Below are 25684 nucleotides of genomic sequence, written 5' to 3'. Positions count from 1 at the left end.
CTTACTCCTCCTCAATAATAGCTAAATTTTCGTTTTCTAGTATATTTGACTCTTCTTCAAGTCCGAATGCGACATGGGATTCAATCCACTTACGGCGTGGCTCCACTTTATCACCCATTAACGTAGTCACACGTTTTTCAGCGCGAGCTGCATCTTCTAATTTCACACGTATTAATGTTCTAGTTGTCGGATCCATCGTTGTCTCCCATAGCTGGGTTGCGTTCATTTCTCCAAGACCTTTATAACGCTGTAACATATAACCTCGACCAACACTTTTTATTTTTGCATCTAATTCACGCTCATCCCAAGCGTATTCCACCACTTCTTTTCTTCCACTACCTTTACTAACTTTATATAGTGGAGGTAGGGCAATATACACCTTGCCAGAATCTATAAGTGGTCGCATATAACGATAAAAGAACGTTAAAAGCAGCACTTGAATATGAGCTCCGTCTGTATCGGCATCTGTCATGATAACGACTTTGTCATAATTAACATCCGTGAGATCAAAATCAGAACCGACTCCAGCTCCAATGGTATGAATAATCGTTCTAATTTCTTCATTTTTCATGATATCTTCAAGCTTAGCTTTTTCAGTGTTAATCACTTTTCCTCGTAGTGGCAAGACAGCCTGAAATTTCCGATCCCGACCTTGCTTAGCTGAACCTCCCGCAGAATCTCCCTCAACTAAGTACAGTTCATTTCGCTTTGGGTTTTTTGATTGTGCTGGAGTTAATTTACCACTAAGTAAGACATCTTTCCTTTTGCTTTTTTTTCCATTATCGAGCATCTTCACGAGCTTTACGAGCCGCATCACGTGCTTGCGCTGCTTTAATCGCTTTTCTAATTAACATTGTGCTAACATCAGGGTTTTCTTCAAAGAAATACGATAGCTTTTCGGATACGATTCCATCAACAGCAGAACGAGCTTCAGGAGTTCCTAATTTTCCTTTTGTTTGTCCTTCAAACTGAAGCATCTGTTCAGGTACTCGAACGGAAACAATCGCTGTAAAGCCTTCACGAATATCAGAGCCGTCAAGATTCTTGTCCTTCTCCTTAAGCAGCTTTACTTTACGAGCATACTCATTTACGGCACGAGTCATTGCCGCTTTAGCCCCTAGCTCATGTGTCCCTCCATCCTTTGTACGTACATTGTTAACAAAAGATAGGACATTTTCTGTATAGCCATCATTGAATTGAAAAGCAAATTCAACACCAATATCATTTTGGTCGCCAGAAAAAAAGACAACTGGACTTAACGTTTCTTTATCTTCATTTAAATATTCAACAAAGGCTTCAATTCCGTTCTCAAAATGGAACTCTTGCTCCGATCCTTCCCCGCGTAAATCGGTTAATTTAATCCGTAACCCCTTTAATAAAAAAGCCGCTTCTCGTAAACGTTCTGTTAACGTTTCACTGTTATAAGTAGTCGTGCTGAAAATAGACGAGTCTGGCTTGAAATGAATAGTTGTTCCTGTTTTTCTAGTGTTTCCAACCTTCTCTAAACTAGTAACAGGTTTCCCCCCATTCTCAAAACGCTGCTTATAAATATGACCGTCACGTTTAATTTCAACTACTAACCATTCAGACAAAGCATTAACGACAGAAGCACCTACACCGTGAAGTCCTCCACTAGTTGCATAACCACCTTGGCCAAATTTGCCTCCTGCATGAAGGACTGTCAAGATGACCTCTGGTGTAGGCTTCCCTGATTTATGTATCCCAGTAGGCATGCCTCGACCGTGATCAGAAATAGAGACACTCTGATCACGGTGGATGGTTACTTCGATTGAATCGCCAAACCCCGCTAAGGCCTCATCTACTGAATTATCAACAATTTCATAAACGAGATGATGAAGCCCTCTAGCGTCCGTACTACCAATATACATACCTGGTCTTTTACGAACAGCTTCTAATCCTTCTAATACTTGAATTGATTCATCATTATATTCCATCTGATTCCTTACCAAATTGTGTACTCCTTTCACCGTGCTACAAAAACATTGTAGCACACACGAACAAATGTTTCTATAAACACCACTAGGTTGCCTTATCTATTGTAGCGGTTATTTCATTATTCGCAAACACTTTTTAAATTCCTGCATAAATATTTCATGAAATCTTAATATTGTTTGAAGTGAATAAATGATCAATGTTGAAGTCTGGCATATTCGACTTTAATACAGCGATTCATAATTGTGAGTATTTCTTGTTCTTTTAATAATGAATATGCTTCTTCATTCTCAATACCTAATTGCGCCCAAAATGATTTTGCTTTGATATGAATAACTTCTTTGGCTATTTCTGGTAAGTATTCCTCTCTTCTAAATACATTTACAATATCGATTGTACCACGTATATCTTTTAATGAGGCGACCGCTTTTACCCCCAGTGCTTCTTCGATTGTCGGGTTAACAGGGATAAGCTCAAATCCTGCATTTTGCATGAATTTTGCTACTTGATAGGAGGTTCGTGCAGGGTTATTTGATAATCCGACAACAGCAATCCTTTTACTCTCTTCAAGTAGTCCTTTAATTTGTATATCGGTTGGGTTTTTCATTTTATCACTCCTAGAAACATATTTTCATCATTATTTAACCGTTCTTTCCAAATACTAAACAATACGATGTCTCAAATCATGGAGGAAATGAAACATGAAGGCGATCAAACCAATCCTTTTCTTAAGAAATCATTTCTGGTTTATTCCTGCTTTATATGGAACGGTTTCAGTCATGTTAGCTATTATGACTGCATTTTTAGATCAATTTCTTCACGTTCCTCTTTTTCTCATTAATAAAAGCTTAGCACAATCGCTCCTAAGTACAATAGCTTCTTCTTTGTTAACGATGACAACGATTTCATTTTCGACAATTATGGTTGTACTTACAACATATTTATCTCAATTTTCACCGAGAACGATGCAAGACTTCTTAACGGATGTCTACACGCAGCGTATTTTAGGTATATTTATCGGCGGCTTTTTATACTCCTTAATTTTATTACTATTGCTTCAAAACGATCAAGGCGATTATTTTATTTCTCCGATATTTGCTGTACTTTACGCCATGATTTGTGTTGGTTTCTTTGTTTTCTTTATACACCATGTCGGTAAGTGGATTCAAGTAAGTAATTTAATGCATCATATTACAGCCAAAACCATTCATGCTGTTCATCAATATTATGAGGATGAACAACTAACGAATCGGGATGAACCATGGAAAGATTGGGAAAGTGAAGAAATTAAATTAACCGATCCGTTGTACATTCAAGCTAATCATTCTGGTTATTTACTTGTCATTGAAATAGAGGGATTAATCGCTCAAGCAAGAGCTGATGATAGTATTGTGAAGGTAGAAGTTAGTTTAGGTGATTACATTGAAAAGGGAATGTCTTTACTTTCTTATTGGGGAGATCGAGATAAGATGGATCCTAAGCAATATAGAAAATTATTTCACCTTGCGGATGAAAGAGCGACTATTCAGGATATCGATTTTGGATTAACAAAGCTTGTCGAGATTACATTGAGAGCACTCTCACCAGGTATTAATGATCCAAATACCGCTATTAATGGGATTAAAGCTTTAGCGCGAATATTATCAACGCTAGCAAGTAAAAATTTGCACCGATCGTATTACAATGACGATTACAAAAGCTTAAGGGTCATTAATAAGCAAAGGAGTTTCTCCGATTACTTATATCGTTGCTATTATCAAATTAAACATTATGGTATTGAGGATATTTCTGTTGTGGCTGCGATGATCGACTCACTAGCATTGATTGCATCACAAAACAATCAAGAGATTAAGCAGTTGATTTGGGATTTTTCACAGTATATTCAACGAGCGATCCATTCAGAAACGTTACTCGATTTAGACCGTTCATTTATCAATTCAAAATTAAAAAAGCTTGCGATTCAAACGAATCAATTTAATCATTTTAAACCACTCTAAGTAAAAAAGTGACTATCTTTATATAACTTCACTAAGATAGTCACTTTCTATCCTTTAGAATAACTCGCGGTCTCGTGTATTAAATAAATCAAAGCCTAAATGGGCAAGAATAGCTGCTAAAACACACCAGCCGATTAAGCTAAACGTTAACCAATAAGTGACCCCTCTTTTTGTACCACCGAAGGTTAAGCTCATTAAAGCTGTAATATGACTTCCGACGATTAAGGGACCAATAATAGCCAGCCCAGGTAGTCCGTACTTTTTCCAAATACGTTCGGCTCTTTGCGAGCGGCGGTTTTCCGTTGATTTCTTTGAAGGTTTTTTATTTTTTCGCCATTTTTTTATTTGCTCAATAAAGATAATAATGAAATAGACGGTTACTAAATTTCCAATTAAAGCGACAATCGTCACTTGTACAGCAGGCATACCTGCAAAGATGGCAAATGGTATGACTATAACCGCTTCTAATAATGGGATAGCTGATAATAGAAATATGAGTGTATACATCCATAGAAATTCTAACATGCTCATTCACTTCCTTATATTCATGGAAATGAATATAACATACAAAGTAAAAATAAGACAATCTAAAAGCTCGTGTGTACTTTTAAGCTTAAAATTGGTATAAGCGACGGTATTTTTCATTTAAGTACGATAAAAGCGGCTTTGCGTTAATGCCGTTACCAGTGATATCTTTAATGATTTCAGCTGGTTTCTTCATGGCTCCATGTTGATGAATATGCTTTTTCAACCATTCGTGAATCAATGTATAATCTCCTTGGCTAATATATTGATCAAATTGAGGAAGGTCACGAACAATGGCTTCTTTGATTTGTGCAGCATAAATGTAGCCAAGTGCATAGGATGGGAAGTAACCGAATGCACCAAAGGACCAATGGACATCTTGGAGCACGCCCTCTCCATTATGATTGGGAACTACACCTAAATATTCTTTCATTTTCTCATTCCAAGCTTCAGGCAAGTCCTTCACATCTAAACTGCCTTCAATTAACGATTTCTCTAATTCATAGCGAAGAATAATATGTAAGCAATAGGTTAATTCATCACTTTCGATTCGAATAAGAGATGGCTTTGCTTCATTAATGGCAAAATAAAATTGCTCCAATGAAACATCGTCGAACTGTCCATTCGAATGCTTCTTTAATACTTGATAATTTCGCTCCCAAAAAGAATAATGCTTACCAATAAATTTCTCCCAAAATAATGATTGAGACTCATGTATTCCCATTGAGGTTCCATCACATAAAGGCGTCCCGATTAACTCTTCTGAAATGTTTTGTTCATATAACGCATGGCCACCCTCATGAATCGTACCAAATAAAGCAAGCTTAAAATCGTCTTCTTTATATTTCGTCGTAATTCGAACATCGTTAGGGTTTATTCCAATTGCAAAAGGATGTACAGTTTCATCTAACCGTCCTTTGGAGAAGTCATAACCCATCTCATTCAAAATATCTATATTTAAATGCTTTTGTTGTTCTTTTGAAAATGGTTGATAAATAAAATCCGTCTGAGGCTGATGAGGAGATTCCGACACTCCTTTTACTAGAGGAATAAGGCCGTCACGCAACTCAGAAAAAACGTGGTCAATCGTATCGACGAAGATTCCTGGTTCATAATCATCTAGTAATGTATTGTAAGGATGCTCGTTGTATCCCCAATAATGAATAAACTTCTTTTTAAATTCTAGAAGCTTCTCAAGGTAAGGTCGGAACATGTCAAAGTCAGCTTGATCCTTCGCTTCTTCCCAAATTGATTCTGATTCAGCCTGTAACATAACGTATTGCTTATACTCTTCCTTTGGTATCTTTACGTTTCGCTCATACTTCTTTTTGCATTCATCTACTGTCTTTTGAGTAATAATTGAGAGCTGTTTGTAAACATCCTTTTCTGTTAGCTTCTCAATAAAATTAGACATTTGATTAGATGTTGATAATTGAAACACTTCAGTTGATAATGTTCCTATTATTTCTGAACGTTGCTGCACTCCTTTTTTGGGAGCTCCGATTCTCGAGTCCCAAGCAAGTACAGAAAGAGCTTCATTAAAATCTTCTATTTTCTTAACGTACTCCCTAAATTCTTTTTCTAATGCTTGAATGTTTGACATATGATCACCTCTTTTTTTTTATCATATCATTACTTTCGATGTAAGAAATGAAATCCCTCTTATCAATGTAGAATTGTTACGTATTGTATGATAAGGTGGAGACAAGTTAGGAGGAAGAAACCATTGCATTTAAACATATCTCAAGAAGCTGCTTATTTATATAAAAAAGAAATCCCCCTTCAAGCTGGTGATTCCTTACGTCTATTTGTACGTGTAGGTGGAGTTGGATCTGGAGGTTTTTCGGTAGGTGTGATAAAAGAAGAACCACCTTCTAAATGTTTTAAGGTGATAAAAGAAAATATTACTTTTTTTGTTACTGAAGATGATTATTGGTATTTCGATGGGATGGAAATTAATTATAATGAGGATCTCGATTATGTTCAATTTAAACATTCTAGTTTCGACCATTTGGATCATCCAGAACAAATAAAAGTGACAAAATGAGGCTAGGACAAACCCTTTCTCTGAAATGAAAAGGTCGAGTGACTTCCGCTCCATTTCACTATGAGAATAATCCGCCATTCAGATCCACAACCTTTATAAAAATAAAGAGAAAATGTAAGAAAATTCACTGCCCAATAACTATGGTAATAGAAGAATTTACACGCAAAATAGAAAAAGGTGAATTTGAGCACGCTCAAATTCACCTTTTTCATTACTTATAGCTAGTTATGTCTTGGCTTCTTCCTCGTCTTATTCTATACGTACTTTCTTCCTTCTCCAATACACTATGCCAGCTCCAGCTAACAATAATATGAAGCCTAGTAGGAAGATATTGAAGTTGTTCGTTGCTGTATTTGGTAATGTCTCTTCAGGTTGCTTTGATTCATCACCTTTGTCTTCCGGCTTTTCTGGTTGTGGTTTTACTTCAGGATTTGGTTCTGGCTGATGCCCCTCTGGTTCCTGTGGTGGAGGTGTTGGTTCTTTTTCCACCGTAATCGACTCAGATGGAGTTCCTGGTGTTCCCACATTGTCAGCCTCAACGGTTGCCACGTTTTCAATCGTGTTTCCTGATTGATCGCTTTCAATCGTTGCTTGGAACGTGACCATACGCCAGTCTGTATCTGACACATCCCCAAAGCTTGCCGTAATGACACCATCTGCGTAGTCTCCTGTTCCACCGTTGCTGACTTCAAGACTTCCTTCGACATAGCGTAGTCCGTCTGGAAGGACATCGGAAAGGACAAGGTTTTCGACGACGCTATCTCCGACTGTATTACGCGCTCGAATCGTATAAACAACCGTATCCCCTGTGTGGAAGTCCTCTTTCCCTTCCTCTAGGTTCGCAGATGTCTTTTCTGATTCCAAATTCGGTTCACGCGGATAGATGAGCACCACTTCGCTTGGGTGATCAGGTTCATCAATATTATCGCCATCTACCGTTGCGATGTTCTCAATATCTTGACTTGCTTGTCCCTCACCAACTGTCACTTGGAATGTAACGGTATGCCAGTCCGTATCGCTGACATCGCCGAACTGTCCGACGATTTCGCCATCTACGTAATAGCCTGCATCCCCATCCTCTTCATCGGTGACGGCTTCCCCATCGACCATTAATGTGCCAGGCACATAGTTAAGGCCTTCTGGAAGTTCATCATGGATAATCAGGTTTTTCACTAAACTATCTTCTACTGTATTACGCGCTTGGATCGTATACAGCAATGTGTCGCCTACTTCTGGATTTTCAACATCTGTATTTTCTTCCGCTTTTTCCACTAGTTCGGCTTCTTTTTCCGATTCTAGCTGTGGCGTCTTAGGATCAATCGTGATAGTATGCTCTGGAGTTTCAGGATTCTCGACATTGTCACCACTAACCGTAGCGACATTTTCGATCTCGCTTCCTACTTGACCAGATTCAATCACTGCTTGGAATGTGACGGTACGCCAGTCCGTATCCGTTACTTCTCCAAAGGTAGCGGTAATTGTTCCACCTTCATACTCGGCTGTTCCACCATGTCTCACTTCTAGACTTCCTTCCACAAAGCGTAAGCCTTCTGGCAACTGATCGGAAATCGTAAAGTTTTCGACAACACTCTCACGTACGGTATTTCGTGCCGTGATCGTATAGACGACTGTGTCTCCAACATGGTACACTTCTTTGCCTTCTTCAAGGTTCTCCGCTACTTTGTCTGAATCTAGGCTTGGTTCACGTGGATAGATCAAAACCTCTTCGCTTGGGTGATCAGGTTCATCAATATTATCGCCATCGACTGTTGCGATGTTTTCAATATCTTGACTTGCCTGACCTTCTCCAACTGTCACTTGGAATGTGACGGTATGCCAGTCCGTATCGCTGACATCGCCGAATTGACCGACGATTTCGCCAGCATCATAATGGCCAGCATCGTCATCCACTGCATCTGTGACAGCTTCTCCATCAACCTCTAATGTGCCAGGCACATAGGTAAGGCCTTCTGGCAGTTCATCACGAATAATTAGGTTTTTCACTAAACTATCTTCTACTGTATTACGCGTTTGAATCGTGTACAGAAGCGTATCGCCTACTTCTGCATTCTCTTCATCGGTGTTTCCTTCGCCTTTTTCTACTAAGTTTGCCGTTTTCTCCGATTCAAGCACCGGATCTTTCAGCTCTACTTCGATGTCCGTTGATGGTTCTTCTGGCTGAGGAATGTTGCTTCCATCAACGACGGCGATGTTTTCGATCGTCTGCTCCGCATAGCCAGAGTCGATCGTTGCACGGAATGTGGCCGTACGCCACTCGGTATCTGTCACATCACCAAAGTTGGCGGTAATCGTTCCATCCCCGTAGCTGCCTTCACCATCATGGCTCACGTCAAGACTTCCATCGACATATGTTAATCCTTCTGGCAGTGTATCCGTGATGGTCAGATTCTCGACCAAGCTATCCTCTATCGTATTGTGTGTGCGAACCGTGTAGATAACCGTGTCGCCTACTTCAAAGCGATCCTTCGATTCGTCTAGATTCGTTGCCGTTTTCTCCGATTCAAGCACTGGATCTTTCGGCTCCACTTCGATGTTCGTTGATGGCTCATCTGGCTCGTCGATGTTGCTTCCATCGACGACGGCGATGTTTTCGATCGTCTGCTCCGCATAGCCGGAGTCGATCGTTGCACGGAATGTGGCCGTACGCCACTCGGTATCTGTCACATCACCAAAGTTGGCGGTAATCGTCCCATCCTCGTAGCTGCCTTCACCATCATGGCTCACGTTCAAACTGCCTTCGACATACGTGAGACCCTCTTGTAGGACATCCGATATTACTAGGTTTTGAACGACACTTTCAGAGACCGTATTTCGCGTACGAATCATGTAGATAACCGTGTCGCCTACTTCGAATCGATCCTTTAACAAGTCTGCGTTTATGGCTGTTTTTTCTGACTCTAAGACCGGATGACGTGGGTAAATCATCACTTCCTCTGACGGTCTATCTGGCTCATCGATATTGTCTCCATCCACTGTTGCGATGTTTTCAATATCTTGGCTTGCTTGGCCTTCACCAACGGTCACTTGGAACGTCACCGTATGCCAGTCCGTATCTCTGACATCACCAAACTGCCCAACCATTTCACCGTCCACATAATGCCCGGCGTCGCCATCCTCTTCATCTGTCACTTCTATACCATCAACCTCTAATGTGCCCGGCACATACTCAAGGCCTTCTGGCAATTCATCACGGATGATCAGATTCTTCACTATGCTATCTTCAATTGTATTACGCGTTTGAATCGTATACAGGAGTGTATCCCCCACTTCTGGGTGATCAGCATCTGTATTACCAGCTGCTTTTTGAACTAATTCAGCTGTTTTCTCCGATTCTAGTTGCGGATCTTTCGGATCGACTGTTATTTCATGTTGTGGATTCTCTGGATCGACATTACCGCCATCGACCGTTGCCACGTTTTCAATCGTCTCCTCCGCTTGACCTGCATCAATCACCGCATGGAACGTGATCGTACGCCATTCCGTATCAGTCACATTACCAAAGTTGGCGATGATCGTTCCGTCTTCGTTGCTACCTTCACCATCATGACTCACGTCTAGACTTCCATCGACATAGCTAAGCCCTTCTGGAAGCGCATCTGAGATCACAAAGTTTTCAACGACACTCTCACGGACTGTATTACGCGCTCGAATCGTATAAACAACCGTATCCCCTACGTGAAAGTTCTCTTTCCCTTCCTCAAGGTTCTCCGCTGTCTTTTCTGATTCCACATTCGGTACACGCGGATAAATCAGCACTTCTTCACTTGGTTCGTCCGGCTCATCGATATTGTCTCCATCGACTGTCGCGATGTTTTCAATATCTTGACTTGCTTGCCCTTCTCCTATGGTCACTTGGAACGTCACCGTATGCCAGTCTGTATCTCGGACATCGCCGAACTGCCCGACAATGACGCCATCATCATAATGGCCAGCATCGTCATCCACTGTATCTGTGACAGCATCCCCATCAACCTCTAATGTGCCTGGCACATACTCAAGGCCTTCTGGTAATGCATCACGGATGATCAGGTTTCTCACTAAGCTATCTTCGATTGTATTTCGCGTTTGTATCGTATACAGAAGCGTATCGCCTACTTCTGGATGGTCTTCATCGGTGTTTCCATCTGCTTTCTCAAGAAGGGTGGCCGCTTTCTCCGATTCAAGCACGGGATCTTTCGGCTCCACTTCGAATTCCGTTGATGGTTCATCTGGCTCGTCGATGTTGCTTCCATCGACGACAGCGATGTTTTCGATCGTCTGCTCCGCATAGCCAGAGTCGATCGTTGCACGGAATGTGACCGTACGCCACTCGGTATCTGTTACATCACCAAAGTTGGCGGTGATCGTTCCATCCTCGTAGCTGCTTTCCCCATCATGATTCACGTTCAAGCTGCCTTCGACATACGTTAGCCCCTCTTGTAGGACATCCGACATCACTAGGTTTTCAACGACACTTTCAGAGACCGTATTTCGCGTACGAATCATGTAGATGACCGTATCGCCTACTTCGAATCGATCTTTTAACAAGTCTGCGTTTATGGCTGTTTTTTCTGACTCCAACGCAGGGAAGCGTGGGTAAATCAAAACTTCCTCTGACGGTCTATCTGGCTCATCGATGTTGTCACCATCGACGACCGCTACATTTTCAATATCTTGCTTGCTTGACCTTCCCCTACGATGACGTGGAATTCTAGCGTTCGCCATTCCGTGTCTGTCACATTCCCGAATTGGCCGATGACTTCGCCATCAACATAATGACCGGCATCATCGTCCTCCGCATCAGTGACAGCTTCTCCGTTCACTCTCAGCGTTCCCGGCACGTATTCCAACCCTTCTGGGATCACGTCGGAGATGACTAGATTTTCAATGAGGCTGTCTTCAATCGTATTTCGTGCCTCAATCGTATACAGAAGTGTATCGCCTACTTCTGGATGGTCTTCATCGGTGTTTCCATCCGCTTTTTCTAATAAGCTTGCTGTTTTGTCCGATTCGAGTACTGGGTCTCTATACTCAACCGGTGTCTCGACTTCATTGGAATCGGTCGTCTCATCTTCATCCGTTAGTAAGTTTTTATAATTAACGGTGGCTTGGTTTACAATCGTTTCACCAATATGACTCGATAATGCGGTCACTTTAAACTGTACCGTGACTCCATCAGGTAAATCCGTCGTATTCGGCAAGTCCCCAAGTTGGATGATCACTTTGTCACCATCAAAATGGCCAGCATCCCCATCGTCTGCGATGTCTCCACCTTCGTTTTTAATCGTTACTTCGTAGGTCAATTCATCTCCGGCAACTACTTCTCCCTCAGGAGAAACCGATTTTTCTACAACAACGCACGGCTCTGTTCCGAGGAAAATGTCGTCTAAGAAGTTTCCAGCTGCTAAGTTACCACCAGCAGTAGCAACCGCCTCAAATCCTAACCTTGTCACGGTTTGTCCTGCTGGTACGGTATACGTACCTGTATACGTTTCCCAAGCTGTATTCCCTGTCGACATTTGTGTTTGTACGGTTGTATCATATGGATTGTCTGTTACTTGGCCGATACGGACTTGCATCGTATCAACCCCTTGGCGACCCATATGTGAAAAGCGCCAGTAAATCGTTTGTCCTGGAGTGGTTTCTACATCTTGATACAATAACCCATGGTCAAATGCATTTAATTCTGCATAACGATTGCCATCAGGTGGCGCAGGAAAGTTCCTGACTACAGATGGATAGTTTTGCGCATAATCCCAAATTTCGATAAGGTAAGGTCCTTGACTATTGTCAGTCGTGTCCCACCCAGGCACTTCGTCTGCATAAAACATGAAAGAGTTGTTGTATCCTCCTCTTTCCGGCCCTTGTTCAAAACTACCATTGATGAGCGAGACAGGCCTTGCGCAAGCATCAATGACCGGCCTTTCAACAATAGTATTTGTCACTTCATTTGACTCGGTTGTTTGTTCTTCATCTGTTTGTAAGTTTCTATAGTGAACGTCGGCTTTATTAACGACTGTTTCGCCTATATGGCTCGTTAACGCAATGACTCTAAATTGTACGGTAATACCATCAGGTAATTCAGTCGTATTTTGTAAATTGCCAAGCTCGATAATGATCTTTTCGCCGTCAAAATGACCCGCATCGTCATCGTCCTCATCGGTTAGATCACCGGCGTTAGGGCCTGTGACGATCCTCATTGATCCTGGAACATATTCGGTACCCTCAGGAATCGCGTCTTCAAAGACCGTATTAGCCGCAATGTGCTCCCCTACATTTGTAACCGTGACGTTGTATGTGAGGACATCGCCGTCAAATACTTCATGCTCCGGAAACACTGATTTCTCGGCTTGTATGACAGGGCCATCCCGCGGATATACCTCGACGGTCTCGCTCGGTTCCTCCGGTTCATCCATATTATTGCCTACAACCGAAGCTGTATTGTCAATGTCTCTTCCGGCTTGTCCCGGCAAGACGATCACGTCAAATTCAAGCGTATGCCAGTCTGTATCTGCTATGTCGCCAAATTGACCGACCACGTCACCATTTTCATAATGACCTTGATCGTCATCTGCTTCATCTGTTACAGCTTGTCCACCGACTTTTAATGTCCCTTGTACATATTCCAACCCTTCTGGAATCGTGTCAGAGATGACAAGGTTTTGGAGTAAGCTATTTTCTACTGTGTTTCGTGCTTGAATCGTATAACGTAACGTGTCTCCCACTTCAGGTTTTTCCCCGTCGGAGTTTCCTTCTCCTTTTTCAATCAATTCCACTGACTTCTCAGCTTCTACCACAGGAGGCAGTGGATCGAATGTAGGATAGACGCGCGAAGCTAAATCATAGGATGGGTAAAACCTCCCATCACCAGCTATCGTGGCTGACCCAAGAAAAGTCGTCTGCAAAGTTTCTGGATCTAGTGAAAAATAGTCAGCCCTTTGGCTACCTTGGGCCCCCGGTCCACTAGACAATAAGAGTTGACCATTTGGTAAAAAGCTAAGACCTCTCACCCCTCCTTGCAAGGCTACACCGTCACCACTCGTAATCGGAACCTGACGTAAAACCTCTGCTGTTTGTGGATCCATCTGAATAATCGAACCAGCGGTATTATTCGAAAACCAAATATATCCATCCGCGTCGATAATTAGATCTCCACCTACATCGTCGTTATCATAACCATTGATAGGAATAGCCTCCTTCTCTCCTGTCACTAAGTGATAAGAGCCAAGAAGAAGCACCCCATTTTCTATATAGGTATGGTAGTATCGTGTCCCATCTTCAGAAATGACCGCATTAGCAGCCGTACCATCTAGATCTCCAACATATTCGGCTGATCCATCTGGCGTAATTTGATATAGTCTATGAGGGATTTCATCACCAGGGACTCCACCGTACGCATAGAAGATATCTTCGGTCGGATGAATAGCCAAACCATTGTGCATGTTCACTCCATTAGGGATCCCTGTAATAAATAAGATCGCCTTCGGATCTGAATCAAAATTTTCCCCATCAAACTGACGAATTTGAGGGGTAGTTCTATCCGCATTATTTGAAATGCCATACGAATCTACATCGTTGATTTCTAAGACGTTATTGGCTTCAACATTGTTTACGCCAATAACGATTTCTTCACTCTCAGACTCCTCATCCGAACGATCAACTAGTATGACTACAGCAGAGGTTGTTTCTAAAAGAGTATCGCCATTAAGCAAAATTTGGGCAATATTATCAATTTCCTCTCCAACTGTAGCATCCTCGGTCACTTGCGTTGTGATCTGTAAGGTCGCTCGATTACCCGCAAGCTCTTCAAGTTGCTCTTTCGTCCATTCAAGGGAAACATTTTGTTCATCTACCGTTACTTGATAAGTATCGGCCACTTCCCCGTTGATGTAGGTAGATGTTTCTTGAATGGCTAATCGTGAATCTATTGCGTCAGAGATGATCAGAGATTCATAGCTTGATACATCCTCAGGCAATTCAACAGAAATGTTATAGGAAAAGTCTTGTCCTATGAGCACCTCTTTACTTTCTTCACCATCGACATCTTTTGATACAACTAGGTCTTCTACGCCTGCACCTGTATCTTCTGCTACTGCGATCATAGGAATGGTCGCTAAAGCATCACTACAAACGATGAGCACGGTCATCAAGAGAATGAAGGAGCTTTGTAGAGTCGATTTCATTTTCTTATTTATGAATCGTTTAGATGTAGTTCCCAAATTTCCCCCTCCTAACAGTTTATTTTTTGCATAGTCCAAAATTTAAGATTAATCGTGAATTTTCCGAAATGACTATCCCTCCTTTCTTTGATTGGAACGTAAGTACTTTCATGTAAAATACCACCCCCTTTCAATAGAATTTTAAGACAGAGTCTGACCTCATCGAACATTTAACTGTACTTAAGTCACCTTCGTGATAAGCAGTTTTTATCCATTTTGAGTTAATCCTTTTAATAAGAATTGAATCTACTATTTTTTATTGATTTTCTAATTATCTACTTTATCGGATAAATATGTTTAACTTTCTATAGTTCTTATCGTCTGATTTTTTTTGACAAAATTCGAATAAATTCACAGTTCAATTTAACCACTTTTTAAATGAACTACTAAAAAATAACTATTAAACTTTTTTGAGTTGCAGGAAATAATTACTATATTTTGACGGGGTAAGACAGAGGCACAAGAGGAATACAATCGAGTAATTCGTTCTCTATAAAATGAATCGTTTCCATATTGGAATGGTTCTATTTTGTTACTAGCAAGTAATTGATGAGGGGAAGATGATCACAGTTAATAAAGAAAGACTGGAAAAGAAAGTAGGAGAACTGGCAAAACAAACAGGGCTTACAGTGAGCACACTTCACCATTATGATCAAATTCGGCTTCTCTCTCCTTCGCGCCGGTTGAGTTCAGGTTACTGAATTGACAATGAAGCAGATATTGCTAATCTTCAACAAATCATGTCACTCAAACAGTAGGGTATTTAAAAATTGGAATAGGAGCCGCACGTTCCCATACTGAAAACCAAGGTAGCCCTTTACAATATGGATTTGATGGGGCGATTATAAATTTATTAAGGAAGCTATGTCACACATTCAGTAAGGCTTTGCTGATAGAATATTGAAATAGGCTATATGTTCCAAGCTAAACATATAGCCCTTTTTATTTGAGTCATTCTCTTTTTTAGATAAGTTACAAATCGCTATTTCATAAAAGGTCGCGATCGTTGGATAAAGGTTTTCTCCTTTATTTTTTATGGATTTTTATAATTTATGTCTTAATAACTTTTGTATATAGTTGCACAACTTGAGTTGCTACAGCTTCAATATCACTATCTACTTCTTCTAATACATAAGATTCCAATACTCCCATTGTTGCCGAACCTAAAAACTTCAAAAAAATATGCTTATCAATAATCGGATGCGAATCCTCATTAAGCTTTTTATTTATTTCCTCCATAGTAAAAAACAATAGCTTTTTGCGAAATGATGAAGCACCTTTACTTTTAAACAACGCGGCAAAAAATGATTTATGCTGCTCAAAATAAGAAAACCATAATATCGAACCTTCTATAATCCTGTGTTTTGTTTTTGATCACATATTTCTCGCAATTGTGCTATATGGTCGTCCACAATCTTATCTAACAGATCATATTTATCAATATAATGCAAATAGAATGTTTTTCGACCAATGTCGGCTTTTTCTGTAAGATTTTTAACCGTAATCTCGTCAAACCCTACCTTAACTAACAGTTGCAAAAAAGTCGATTGAATAGCTTGTCGAGACTTTAAAATTCTTCGATCTATTTTATCCAAACAGCAGTCCTCCTTTATTTTGTACACAATGAAAACAATATGTGTATTAACACACATATTGCGTAATGTGGTTATTGAATTAACTACTCCTTCACCTTAACATAAATATACACAAGATTAATAATACACAGAAGTGTATTTCAAAGAAAAAATAAAGGTGGTTTGAACTGTGACAGTTACTAAAAAGAAAGTGAAATTTCATGCACATGGGCTACAAGTAGTAGCGATTTTAAATGCTCCTGAACATGCTGAAGGAAAAAAACAAAATCCAGCAATTATTTGTGTTCATCCGGGCAGCGGTTGTAAAGATCAAACGGCGGGCATTTATGCGGAGAAACTTGCTGAGCTAGGATACGTAACGATTGTATTCGATGCATCCTATCAAGGAGAAAGTGAAGGTAAGCCTCGTTATGCTGAATATCCGGCGGCTCGTGTTGAGGATATTCGGTGTGCGGTGGATTACCTAACTACACTAGATTATGTCGACGAAAATCGTATTGGTGTGTTAGGTATTTGTGCAGGAGGCGGATATGCTGTAAATGCTGCAATGACAGAGCGTCGCATCAAAGCGGTTGGTACAGTCGTTGGCGCGAATATCGGTCGTGGATATCGTGAAGGCGATCCCATCAAAGTTTTAGAGGAGGTTGCTAAACAACGCACTGCTGAAGCGTGTGGAGCCGAACCTATGGTTACACAATGGATTCCTAATAGTCATTCAGAAAGAGAAGCAGCTGGTATGACTGACATCGATCTTGTAGGAGCGGTTGATTACTACAGAACATCAAGAGGTCAGAACCCTAACGCTCCAAACAAATTGAAGTTCACCAGTGTGGCCTCGATAATCGACTTTGATGCTTTTCATTTGGCAGATAGTTTGCTAACTCAACCTTTGCAAATCATTGTCGGTGGCGTACAAGGAGCGTTTGGTTCCTACAAGGACGGTCATGACCTTTATAACTTAGCAGCTACTGAGAAAAAAGATTTGTTCGTGATAGAAGGGGCAAGCCACTATGACCTGTACGACAGACCAGAGCCGGTGAGGAAAGCCGTTGAAAAATTAGGTGCTTTCTATAAAGATAATCTTTAGTAATGTAAACAGGGGCTGTCTCAATTACTTTTGAGACAGCCCCTTCAGTCGCCAGTTGTTTGGTTCTACCCTAGAAGAGAAACTTTGGTGCAAAGATAAATTAGGTAAAACACAACACTTTATACGATTATTACACTTACTGAAAGCTTTATGATACGAGTGGGTTTCTCGTTCAAACGAACAACGAGTCAAGCATTTTCATCCCGAGGGAGTTTTACATATAACACTTTCGTCATGTCCTTTTTTTGAATTTTATTCTGATTGGCGATCTTTCATTGCTTCTATTAATTGATGATCGGCCTTATTAATTAACTCATCGGCCATTTCTAAAAATGTGTGATCTACCCCTGTCTGGTGTGCAACCGCATTACGCAATTGCGTCTTTGCTATTGAGATGGCTTCAGTTGCTGACTGGAGCTGTTCCTCATCCATCGATCTAGTTGCTTGCCCTACCATATGTTCTGCTGATAATATTGCCATTTCGACTTGCTTAATGTCATTATAGTCTTGATCAGAAGCCATAAAGCATCCTCCTTTCATTCAATGTTAATATACCCATTTTTAGAAAGGACATTCACATTTTTACGTTCGTAGTTAATTATAATTATATTATGTTAACTACAGGTGAAATAAAAACAATAGCCGATAGGAGCTACTGTTTTTATCATTCATATTTTTAGGATTTTGGAGGCCTCGGTCCAAAAAATTGATAATAATCAACTTTCAAATTTCCATTGTATAGCTTACGTTTTTTTGATGCTTGTTTGCCAAATAATGATTCAAAGCCTTCATGCGAGGTTAGCATGTAAATGGACCACGTTTCTAACCTGTTACATACATTCCCCATATCTTTGTACATTTGCTCGACCTCTGGACGTTCCATTAGACGTTCACCGTATGGTGGATTTCCGATCATAACCCCATATTCCTTTGAGTGTGTGAAGTCCTTAATTTGCATTTGCTTGAATGAAATAAGATCTGAAAAGCCAGCCTCCATCGCATTGCCTTTCGATAATTCAACACTTCGATGATCGATATCGCTACCTAAAATATCAAGAGGTTGATCATAATTCGCGACATCTTCTACTTCTTGTCTGGCAGCATCCCATGTTTTCTTCCCGATCCAATGCCAATCTTCAGATACAAATTCACGATTAAATCCTGGAGCAATATTTTGACCGATCATAGCAGCTTCAATCGGGATCGTCCCTGAACCACAAAATGGATCGACGAGTGGTAGTTCTGGCTTCCATGCTGTTAGCATAATCATAGCAGCCGCTAACGTTTCTTTTAACGGAGCTTCATTATGTAAATAACGATAACCGCGTTTATGTAATCCAGTTCCAGATGTATCAATGGATAGTGTTGCTACATCTTTGTGAAGTGCTACTTCTATTCGATAAAAAGGACCGTTCTCATCAAACCAACCTCGCTTATAGCGCGTCTTCATGGATTCAACAACTGCTTTTTTTACAATCGCCTGACAATCTGAAACACTAAAGAGCTTTGACTTAACAGACTTCCCTATAACGGGAAATTCTCCATGTACAGGTATGAGGTCAGCCCATGGTAATGCTTTTGTTTTTTCGAAAAGCTCATCAAACGAGTATGCTTTGAATTGACCAACTTGTAGCTTGATACGATCAGCTGTTCGTAGCCATAAATTAGCCCGAGGGATCGCTGATACATCAGCAGTAAATGTTACTTTTCCATTCTCTACTTGTACATCTTCATATCCTAAATTACGAACTTCTCTTGCAACTAAAGCTTCCAAGCCCATTGTTGCAGTGGCAATTAGTGTCACTTTATTCATAATTAACTCCTTTATTAATCATTCGACTCAATTCCTATTATTTCCAAAATTAATTATTATAAAAAAAGCCCCATAAAGGGGTTTTCTTTCATCTTATAAGCATTCGATAAGCCATGTTCTGTTCCATTGTACTACAAACGGTGATGAACCTCGTACTCCGGTGGCAATCATCTATCTACAAAGGATTCCCTTGTTCTTCTCTTTCGTTCATTTCCGATTGAGAAGATGCCCCTACCAATTTTGGGTTTCTCGCTCGAGGGGTTTACCGCGTTCCACTCCACCTGTTTCCAGCTGGACTACGTCACTGTGGCACTTTCAAAGGTATCACACCATATCAGCTGACTTAGGTGCTTCCCTTGCCGTTAGTCTTATAAAGACTACCCTAGCTTATGACTTCGCTAGGCACGAACACTACGAGCATCGCAGCTCGTGCGAGCATGGACTTTCCTCTACATATAAATATGCAGCGATTACCTGAATGCTTATACATTGTCTTAAGCGACAATCTTCATTATATCGTGAAAGTGTTAAGGAAGCAATATGTAATTATTTCCTTCCTTTTATGATCGCTTGTCTAGCTAATCGATCTGCTTGTTGGTTTTGTCGACTAGGTATCCATTTTAGAAAAAATAGATCAAAATGATGATCAATAAGTTCAAGAGCCTCTTTCACATACGGTACGTATAGAGGGTTTTTCACGTGTTTTTTTTCAATAGCATCATCAACCAACTTAGAGTCCGTCCGAAAAGAAACCGTTTTGATGTTTTGTTCACGGCATAAACGGAGGGCAATGATCAATGCTTCAAATTCAGCTTCGTGGTTCGTTAATTCTCCTAAAAATGTAGAATGGTGTTCAACTTTTCCCGTTTTATAATTGATATATATACCTGCCCCAGATGGACCGGGATTACCGGCACTCGCACCGTCAATGTAGACTTCAATCATTTGGCTCGATTCAAAAACCTATAATTTATTGCCAAAGACGGCTTTTTCTAAATTAGACAATCTTTGTAAAATATCATAGTTGGTACTTCCAACCGGTTGCGCTGGTGCTTGCTTTTGCCGTTCGGATGCTTTTTTCAAATCACGCTTCAAATGGACATTTTCTTCTTCAAGCTCTTTAATTTTTCTGTTGAAAACCTCGTAATCTTGTATAATAGCATCCAAAAATTTATCAACCTCATCGGCATTGTAGCCTCTCATGCTTGTCTTAAAATCTTTTTCCAAAATTTCCTTTGTTGTAAACTTTAACTCTTGATTCATCGTCTTCACCCCATCTTTATCAATGTTCATATCTCGTTATATATGTATGGTCGATCTGTCTCATTATTCACAAAAATCATTTAAATACTTATTGGTTTGTTCCTCACATAAACTACTTTTTATTTTTTCAAAAATTCGATCTCTTGTCAATTTTCAAATGGTTCATCATGATTATACGAATGTAGAAATTGCTCTTCTTGAATGAGCTCATTCATATCCATCGCTGTTATTTGGATTAATTCCACATCACCATGGTCAGTCATTTCCTTTGCCAATTCAAACATGAACCTCGGAGAGCCAGGGTTTTCTTCGTCATAAAACAATATTATCCCATCAGCTTTAGATAAAATAAATTCATTCTTTTGTTTAAGCTGTATGGGGTTATCATAAGGCCTCTTAGAAATACTATCATTGAAATCGGCTCGGTCCAAGATCGATTGATAATATTGTTGCGTTTCTTCCTTCCAGCGGCTTTCTTGTTCTAAATAAGGTGTTAGTACGGCTAACCGTAAGTCTTTGTATTCTTGTTTCAATGAAAAGACGACTTCAGCACTCCAAAGCTCAACACCTAATTGGCCACTAATGATCACCCATTCTAAACCTTGCTCGCATAATGGTCTAAGCCTGTTTTCAATTGCTTTTTTGATGTATGTAATCGCAACATGGTTAGAATCAAAAATACCTAGCTCATGTGCTTTATATCCTGAAATGGCCACAACCTTCATTGTTCATTCACACCTTTATAAGGAAAAGCGAACTGGCAGTAAACAGTTCGCTTTTCTGTTAACTTAACGTTTGCAGCCGCATCCCTTTGGTCCAAATCCTGGTCCCATGCCCATCGGCCCTGTTTGGGCACCTGCAACTTGGCCCATTCCTGGTCCGAATCCCGGTCCTGTTTGAGCACCTGCAACAAATTGCTGATGTGCAATGGCGTCACTTTGCGAGTAAGTGTGTGGGAAGCTCTTAACATGCTTATACACATGGTTTACCTGATTATGAGTATGAGTAGGATACACTTCAGGAACAATATATTCGCACGTCTTTTCCACGATATTATGCTGCGTAGGTGCAACTTGTGCTGGCATCACCTGAGTTGTGGTTGGAAGCTTGCAAACATGTGGTCTAGGCTTACAATACATAGGTTAATTCCTCCTTTATTAGTTGAGTCAATATTAACCTATGTGAAAACCCTGACGATTGTCCTAGTCAGTTACCTATTTAAAGAGCCTAAAAATATTCAAATGGGCATCCTATTCTTTATAAGAATGATAACGTCGCTTCTCTAATGTCTGACATAATTAAAAAGGTTAATCCAATCATAACGAAAAATAAAATTAACAATGCGCGATGCAATGTGCTCTCACCTTCTCCTACCTTAACGTCTATAACGATTTCATTTTAATAGGTTCGAAGAAAAATGACAAATGCTTTTTTACTTTTACAAACACTTACCAAAAATTCACGTGTTGTTTGAAAGAATTTGTTGATTTATCACATTTTTTGCGCTTACCCTGGAAATAGTTTAATCAATGCATGATTTTCTTCGTTAGACGATTGATTCTCTTTTGCACAACTTCTGAAGGTGATTGGATGTTGACTTGCTTACTATAATAAAGAGCTTGTTCAAAATCATTGAATTGGTGCTCTAATAATTTTGCAGCTTCTATCGCGGCGACACTATAGTTTGGCTGAGAAGGGTCACATTTTTTAAAATAAGAGAGCGCTTCTTCGTGGCGCTTTTGCTTTTTTAATAATAGACCGTATGAAAAGTAGCACTTATGTTTAATGTCATCGTCTAGTTTGACACCCGTTTTTAGTAGCATTTCGTACAATTGAATTGCGTGATTTACCTCACCGAACGAGTCAAACCAGCGTGCTATTTCAAATGTTTCTTTATGTGTAGACCATTTTTCAGGCTGAATGATTTTTTGTGAGAGGTGGATATACAAACTTAATAAGGAAAGAACATCCCACTCATGATGCAAAAAAACAGAACGAACGTACTCAGGATTAGGATCTTGTAAAAAATCAAAATATAACATTGGAACGAGGTAACTAGGAGTATCAGCTTGACGATAAAAGTGTAGCTCCTCTTCTTCCACTATTTTTAGTTTGCATGAGGGCAAGACATTCTTCCAAAGTCTGCGAGATGCATGCAACAGATCGAAATGTCCAAATGGTGGAAGCTTGGGTACCTGATTGCGAACAAATGTGTGCCTCGTTTTAACTTGTGGCCAATCAAAAGCTTTACCATTGTATGTAACGAGATATTTGTCATCACCGATATCTGTTAAAAATGCATGATATAGAGCGACTTCAGACTCAGGCCCAGGTAAAAAATATTGTTTAACACGAATAGACTCATGGTCAAATTGACAAAAGCCAAGTAAAAAGATTGTATTCCCTGCACCGCCACTAAGACCAGTCGTTTCTGTATCAAAAAACAGAAGCTGATTCTCTTTAATCCCTTTTGTAGAAAGAGGATGTGTCACTTGTTGTGTCTCCCATAATAATAAAACGTCTCGTAGCTGCTCGAATAGATAGTGTCCATGTCTTTTTGTTAAAGGGTAAACCTTTTCGCGAATGAGGATATAATGTCCGTCAAACCAATAAGGGTATACGTCGAATTCAGACCATTCAGACTCAAAAGGAATGGTCAATGTTGGCGTTTGTTCAGCGTGAACAGGTTTCTTTGGAGTCTGTTCATCTTTAAAGCCCATATGTCCTTTAAGACGATTTAATTTTGCCTTCATCATTACGAACTCTCCCTTAACAATAAATCAATAAAATGCATCACGATCGATTTCACCTGCTCATCGTCTGTTGTTCCAATACAAGAAGGGCAGCCAGTACGACAAGTACAACGGTGTAGAGCATGGGCTATATGATTCAAGATCGTATGTAAGTTAGTGAAAACGTCTTTAGATAATCCGATTCCACCTGGGTACCGATCATAAACAAAAATCGTCGGACAATGATTATGATCAGCCTTAATTTGTGGGATGACGTGTAAATCATGCTGATCACACATAACAAATACGGGAGCCACATGTTGAATGAGTTGAGCTAAGCCGGTTAGAACGGCATCTAGTCGTTGTTCTGAATAATGCAGGAACAATTGCTCTGAAAATTGAATCCACATCGCATTTGTGTGTAATTCTTCCTCAGGAAGATGGATCGTTCCAGAACCAATTGTTTCAAATGTTGTTAGTTTAATCTTTTTGAAAATCGTTGCCTTTGCATTGACCATGACATCACCAAAATACGTAAAGGTATTCACTCCAACCTTTTTTTCATCCTCTTCTAGTACGCGTAATTGAACAGCTAAATGAGCGTCCGTAAAATAGTCGACAGCTACTTGTGTAACAAATGCCTTCTTCTCATCCCAATCGAGCTGTTCAACTTGAAATTGGACGCCTTCATGCAAATAAATCGCTTCGTCATGTAATAAAGTCATTGCGCTGAATCGATCCATTTCACCGATGACCTTCTCAGCACCCATTTCGGTTTGGTCAATGATAATGACATTTTCCTGAGAGGCAGATCGTAAGCTAATTCCGTGTGTCGGAAAGGCATCGGACATCCAATACCATTTATTGGCACGGTGGTGAAGCACATGCTCCTCTGCTAAAAAATCAAGGATGTCTTCTATATCTTTCCCATCAAATAGCTCGCCACGTTGAAACGGTAGCTCATAAGCAGCGCACTTCAAATGATCGACTAGGATAATTAAATTATCAGGGTTAATGCGAGCTGATTCAGGACTTCGTTCAAAAAAGTATTGTGGATTTGAAATCATATATTGGTCAAGTGGTGACGAGCTAGCAACCATAATGATGACTGATTCATTTTGACGTCTTCCGGCTCGACCTGCCTGTTGCCAAGAACTTGCGATTGAACCAGGGTATCCTGTCATAATACAAACTTGCAGTTGACCAATATCAACTCCTAACTCAAGGGCATTTGTACTTACTACCCCTTTTATTGAGCCTTCGCGTAATCCTTTTTCGATTTCACGTCTTTGTTTCGGTAAATAACCACCACGGTAGCCTCTGATCGATTGATGGCCAAGCTCTTTTTTGGTTAGCTCCTGTAAGTGACTTAAAATGATTTCAACTCGAACTCGGCTACGAGCAAATACAATCGTTTGAATATCCTCGTTTAGAAAGAGCTTAGCGAGTTGATTGACTTCGACTGTTGCACTTTTGCGTATGTTTAATGGTTCGTTTATAAGAGGAGGGTTATAGAAAATAAAGTGCTTCTTCCCTCTTGGGGCGCCATTATTATTAATAAGTTTAACCGTTTCCCCTATCAAACCTTCTGCTAATTCTTTTGGGTTAGCAATTGTAGCAGAAGTGCAAATGAATATTGGACGACTTCCGTAGTAATGAGCAATCCGCTTTAATCGCCTAATCACATTTGCAACATGACTCCCGAAAACACCACGGTAAGTATGAAGTTCATCAATTACGATATACTTTAACTTTTCAAAAAAAGAAACCCACTTCGTATGGTGAGGCAAAATGGCAGCGTGTAACATGTCAGGATTTGTCATGACGACATGTCCAGCCTTTCGGACAGCTTGCCTAATAGTTGGTGGTGTATCCCCGTCGTATGTATAGCTTTTTATCGGGATTTGCATTTCTGAAATCAATTCATTTATTTCACTCATTTGATCTTGAGCTAATGCTTTCGTAGGGAAAAGGTATAATGCTCGACTTTCATCATTTTTCGTTATTTCTTGTAGAACGGGTAAATTGTAACAGAGCGTTTTACCTGAAGCGGTTGGTGTAACAGCTACAAAATGCTTCTTTTCTTGTGTTGTTTGATAAGCTTCATATTGATGAGTATATAAAGTAGTCATCCCTCTATTTTGCAAAGCGTTGACAAGTCGTGTATCTAGTTCAGTAGGAAATGGAACGGTTCTTGCTTCTACTTCTTCGATTTCATGCCAATGAACAATTTGTTGCTTATAGTTTTCTTCTGTTCGAAATTCTTCAAGTAGTTGCTGCAAACTTTTTTTAAACATTTCTCCTCCACCTCGTTTCATTTATTCATTATAGCGAATGTTTGTTTGTATGAAAAGAGTGAGCGGAAGAAATGTGCTGTATTATGTGTTGATTACGTATCGAGCACAGACGTTATACGATTCTAGTAGCATTTTTGAAAGTGAGTCAAAAAACAG

General features: G+C 40.1%; 17 protein-coding genes, 1 other RNA gene and 2 pseudogenes. 4 read left to right on the top strand and 16 right to left on the bottom strand.

Features of this window, described 5'->3' with window-relative positions; all coding sequences use genetic code 11:
- Position 1: 1 nt before the first annotated feature.
- Positions 2-1955, bottom strand: a pseudogene (gene parE, locus JCM9152_RS08835) (DNA topoisomerase IV subunit B).
- A 194-nt stretch (positions 1956-2149) separates the two neighbouring features.
- The gene (locus JCM9152_RS08830) at positions 2150-2560 is read right to left on the bottom strand and encodes a CoA-binding protein (RefSeq protein ID WP_035343312.1); all 411 of its coding nucleotides are present in this window, start codon (positions 2558-2560) and stop codon (positions 2150-2152) included.
- 94 nt (positions 2561-2654) lie between these two features.
- Here JCM9152_RS08830 and JCM9152_RS08825 point away from each other — a divergent pair, with 94 nt between their 5' ends.
- Entirely contained in the window at positions 2655-3950 is a 1296-nt protein-coding gene (locus JCM9152_RS08825; RefSeq protein WP_052015792.1) for a DUF2254 domain-containing protein, read from the top strand.
- A gap of 54 nt (positions 3951-4004) precedes the next feature.
- Here the strand turns inward: JCM9152_RS08825 and JCM9152_RS08820 are convergent, their stop codons facing one another.
- The gene (locus JCM9152_RS08820) at positions 4005-4475 is read right to left on the bottom strand and encodes a small multi-drug export protein (RefSeq protein ID WP_235715668.1); all 471 of its coding nucleotides are present in this window, start codon (positions 4473-4475) and stop codon (positions 4005-4007) included.
- 88 nt (positions 4476-4563) lie between these two features.
- Positions 4564-6078 (bottom strand): carboxypeptidase M32, encoded by a 1515-nt coding sequence (locus JCM9152_RS08815; RefSeq protein ID WP_035343307.1) that lies wholly within the window; start codon positions 6076-6078, stop codon positions 4564-4566.
- A gap of 123 nt (positions 6079-6201) precedes the next feature.
- Here JCM9152_RS08815 and JCM9152_RS08810 point away from each other — a divergent pair, with 123 nt between their 5' ends.
- Positions 6202-6522: an iron-sulfur cluster biosynthesis family protein gene (locus JCM9152_RS08810; protein WP_035343305.1), complete on the top strand. Its 321-nt coding sequence runs from the start codon at positions 6202-6204 to the stop codon at positions 6520-6522.
- Between the two features lie 249 nt (positions 6523-6771).
- On the opposite strand, the gene JCM9152_RS08805 is transcribed toward JCM9152_RS08810, so the two are convergent.
- The gene (locus JCM9152_RS08805; RefSeq protein WP_052015791.1) at positions 6772-11247 is read right to left on the bottom strand and encodes an isopeptide-forming domain-containing fimbrial protein; all 4476 of its coding nucleotides are present in this window, start codon (positions 11245-11247) and stop codon (positions 6772-6774) included.
- The gene (locus JCM9152_RS21365; protein WP_052015790.1) at positions 11181-14741 is read right to left on the bottom strand and encodes an isopeptide-forming domain-containing fimbrial protein; all 3561 of its coding nucleotides are present in this window, start codon (positions 14739-14741) and stop codon (positions 11181-11183) included. The genes JCM9152_RS08805 and JCM9152_RS21365 overlap by 67 nt, the downstream gene beginning before the upstream one ends.
- A gap of 560 nt (positions 14742-15301) precedes the next feature.
- Between JCM9152_RS21365 and JCM9152_RS21820 the strand changes: the two genes are divergently transcribed.
- Positions 15302-15442 (top strand): MerR family DNA-binding transcriptional regulator, encoded by a 141-nt coding sequence (locus tag JCM9152_RS21820; protein ID WP_081727958.1) that lies wholly within the window; start codon positions 15302-15304, stop codon positions 15440-15442.
- Positions 15443-15791: 349 nt separating this feature from the next.
- Here the strand turns inward: JCM9152_RS21820 and JCM9152_RS24015 are convergent.
- A pseudogene (locus JCM9152_RS24015) lies at positions 15792-16336 on the bottom strand (TetR/AcrR family transcriptional regulator).
- Between the two features lie 169 nt (positions 16337-16505).
- Between JCM9152_RS24015 and JCM9152_RS08785 the strand changes: the two are divergent.
- Positions 16506-17423: an alpha/beta hydrolase gene (locus JCM9152_RS08785; RefSeq protein WP_035343299.1), complete on the top strand. Its 918-nt coding sequence runs from the start codon at positions 16506-16508 to the stop codon at positions 17421-17423.
- A gap of 252 nt (positions 17424-17675) precedes the next feature.
- On the opposite strand, the gene JCM9152_RS08780 is transcribed toward JCM9152_RS08785, so the two are convergent.
- The 9 genes from JCM9152_RS08780 to JCM9152_RS08745 all read right to left on the bottom strand — a co-directional run bounded on the left by JCM9152_RS08780 (position 17676) and on the right by JCM9152_RS08745 (position 25528).
- Complete coding sequence (locus JCM9152_RS08780; RefSeq protein WP_035343296.1) at positions 17676-17945, bottom strand: DUF2564 family protein; 270 nt, start codon at positions 17943-17945, stop codon at positions 17676-17678.
- Between the two features lie 154 nt (positions 17946-18099).
- Positions 18100-19236: a THUMP domain-containing class I SAM-dependent RNA methyltransferase gene (locus JCM9152_RS08775; protein ID WP_035343295.1), complete on the bottom strand. Its 1137-nt coding sequence runs from the start codon at positions 19234-19236 to the stop codon at positions 18100-18102.
- A gap of 102 nt (positions 19237-19338) precedes the next feature.
- Positions 19339-19718: RNase P RNA component class B (gene rnpB, locus JCM9152_RS21810), an RNA gene on the bottom strand.
- 64 nt (positions 19719-19782) lie between these two features.
- Positions 19783-20181 (bottom strand): reverse transcriptase-like protein, encoded by a 399-nt coding sequence (locus JCM9152_RS08770; RefSeq protein ID WP_035343294.1) that lies wholly within the window; start codon positions 20179-20181, stop codon positions 19783-19785.
- Between the two features lie 18 nt (positions 20182-20199).
- Positions 20200-20499, bottom strand: coding sequence for a cell division regulator GpsB (gene gpsB, locus JCM9152_RS08765; protein WP_035343489.1), 300 nt, complete (start codon positions 20497-20499; stop codon positions 20200-20202).
- A 146-nt stretch (positions 20500-20645) separates the two neighbouring features.
- The gene (locus tag JCM9152_RS08760) at positions 20646-21224 is read right to left on the bottom strand and encodes an SLOG family protein (protein WP_035343293.1); all 579 of its coding nucleotides are present in this window, start codon (positions 21222-21224) and stop codon (positions 20646-20648) included.
- A gap of 63 nt (positions 21225-21287) precedes the next feature.
- Entirely contained in the window at positions 21288-21638 is a 351-nt protein-coding gene (locus JCM9152_RS08755; RefSeq protein WP_035343292.1) for a spore coat protein, read from the bottom strand.
- A 387-nt stretch (positions 21639-22025) separates the two neighbouring features.
- Positions 22026-23255, bottom strand: a complete 1230-nt coding sequence (locus JCM9152_RS08750; protein ID WP_035343291.1) for a ribonuclease H-like domain-containing protein — start codon at positions 23253-23255, stop codon at positions 22026-22028.
- On the bottom strand, positions 23255-25528 hold the full coding sequence (locus JCM9152_RS08745; RefSeq protein WP_035343289.1) for a DEAD/DEAH box helicase: 2274 nt from the start codon (positions 25526-25528) through the stop codon (positions 23255-23257). The genes JCM9152_RS08750 and JCM9152_RS08745 overlap by 1 nt, the downstream gene beginning before the upstream one ends.
- Positions 25529-25684 lie beyond the last annotated feature (156 nt).

It is taken from the genome of Halalkalibacter hemicellulosilyticusJCM 9152, from assembly GCF_000513115.1.
In the GTDB taxonomy this organism is placed as follows: Bacteria; Bacillota; Bacilli; order Bacillales; family Bacillaceae_D; genus Halalkalibacter; species Halalkalibacter hemicellulosilyticus.
This window is presented reverse-complemented; position numbering and strand designations above follow the sequence as displayed.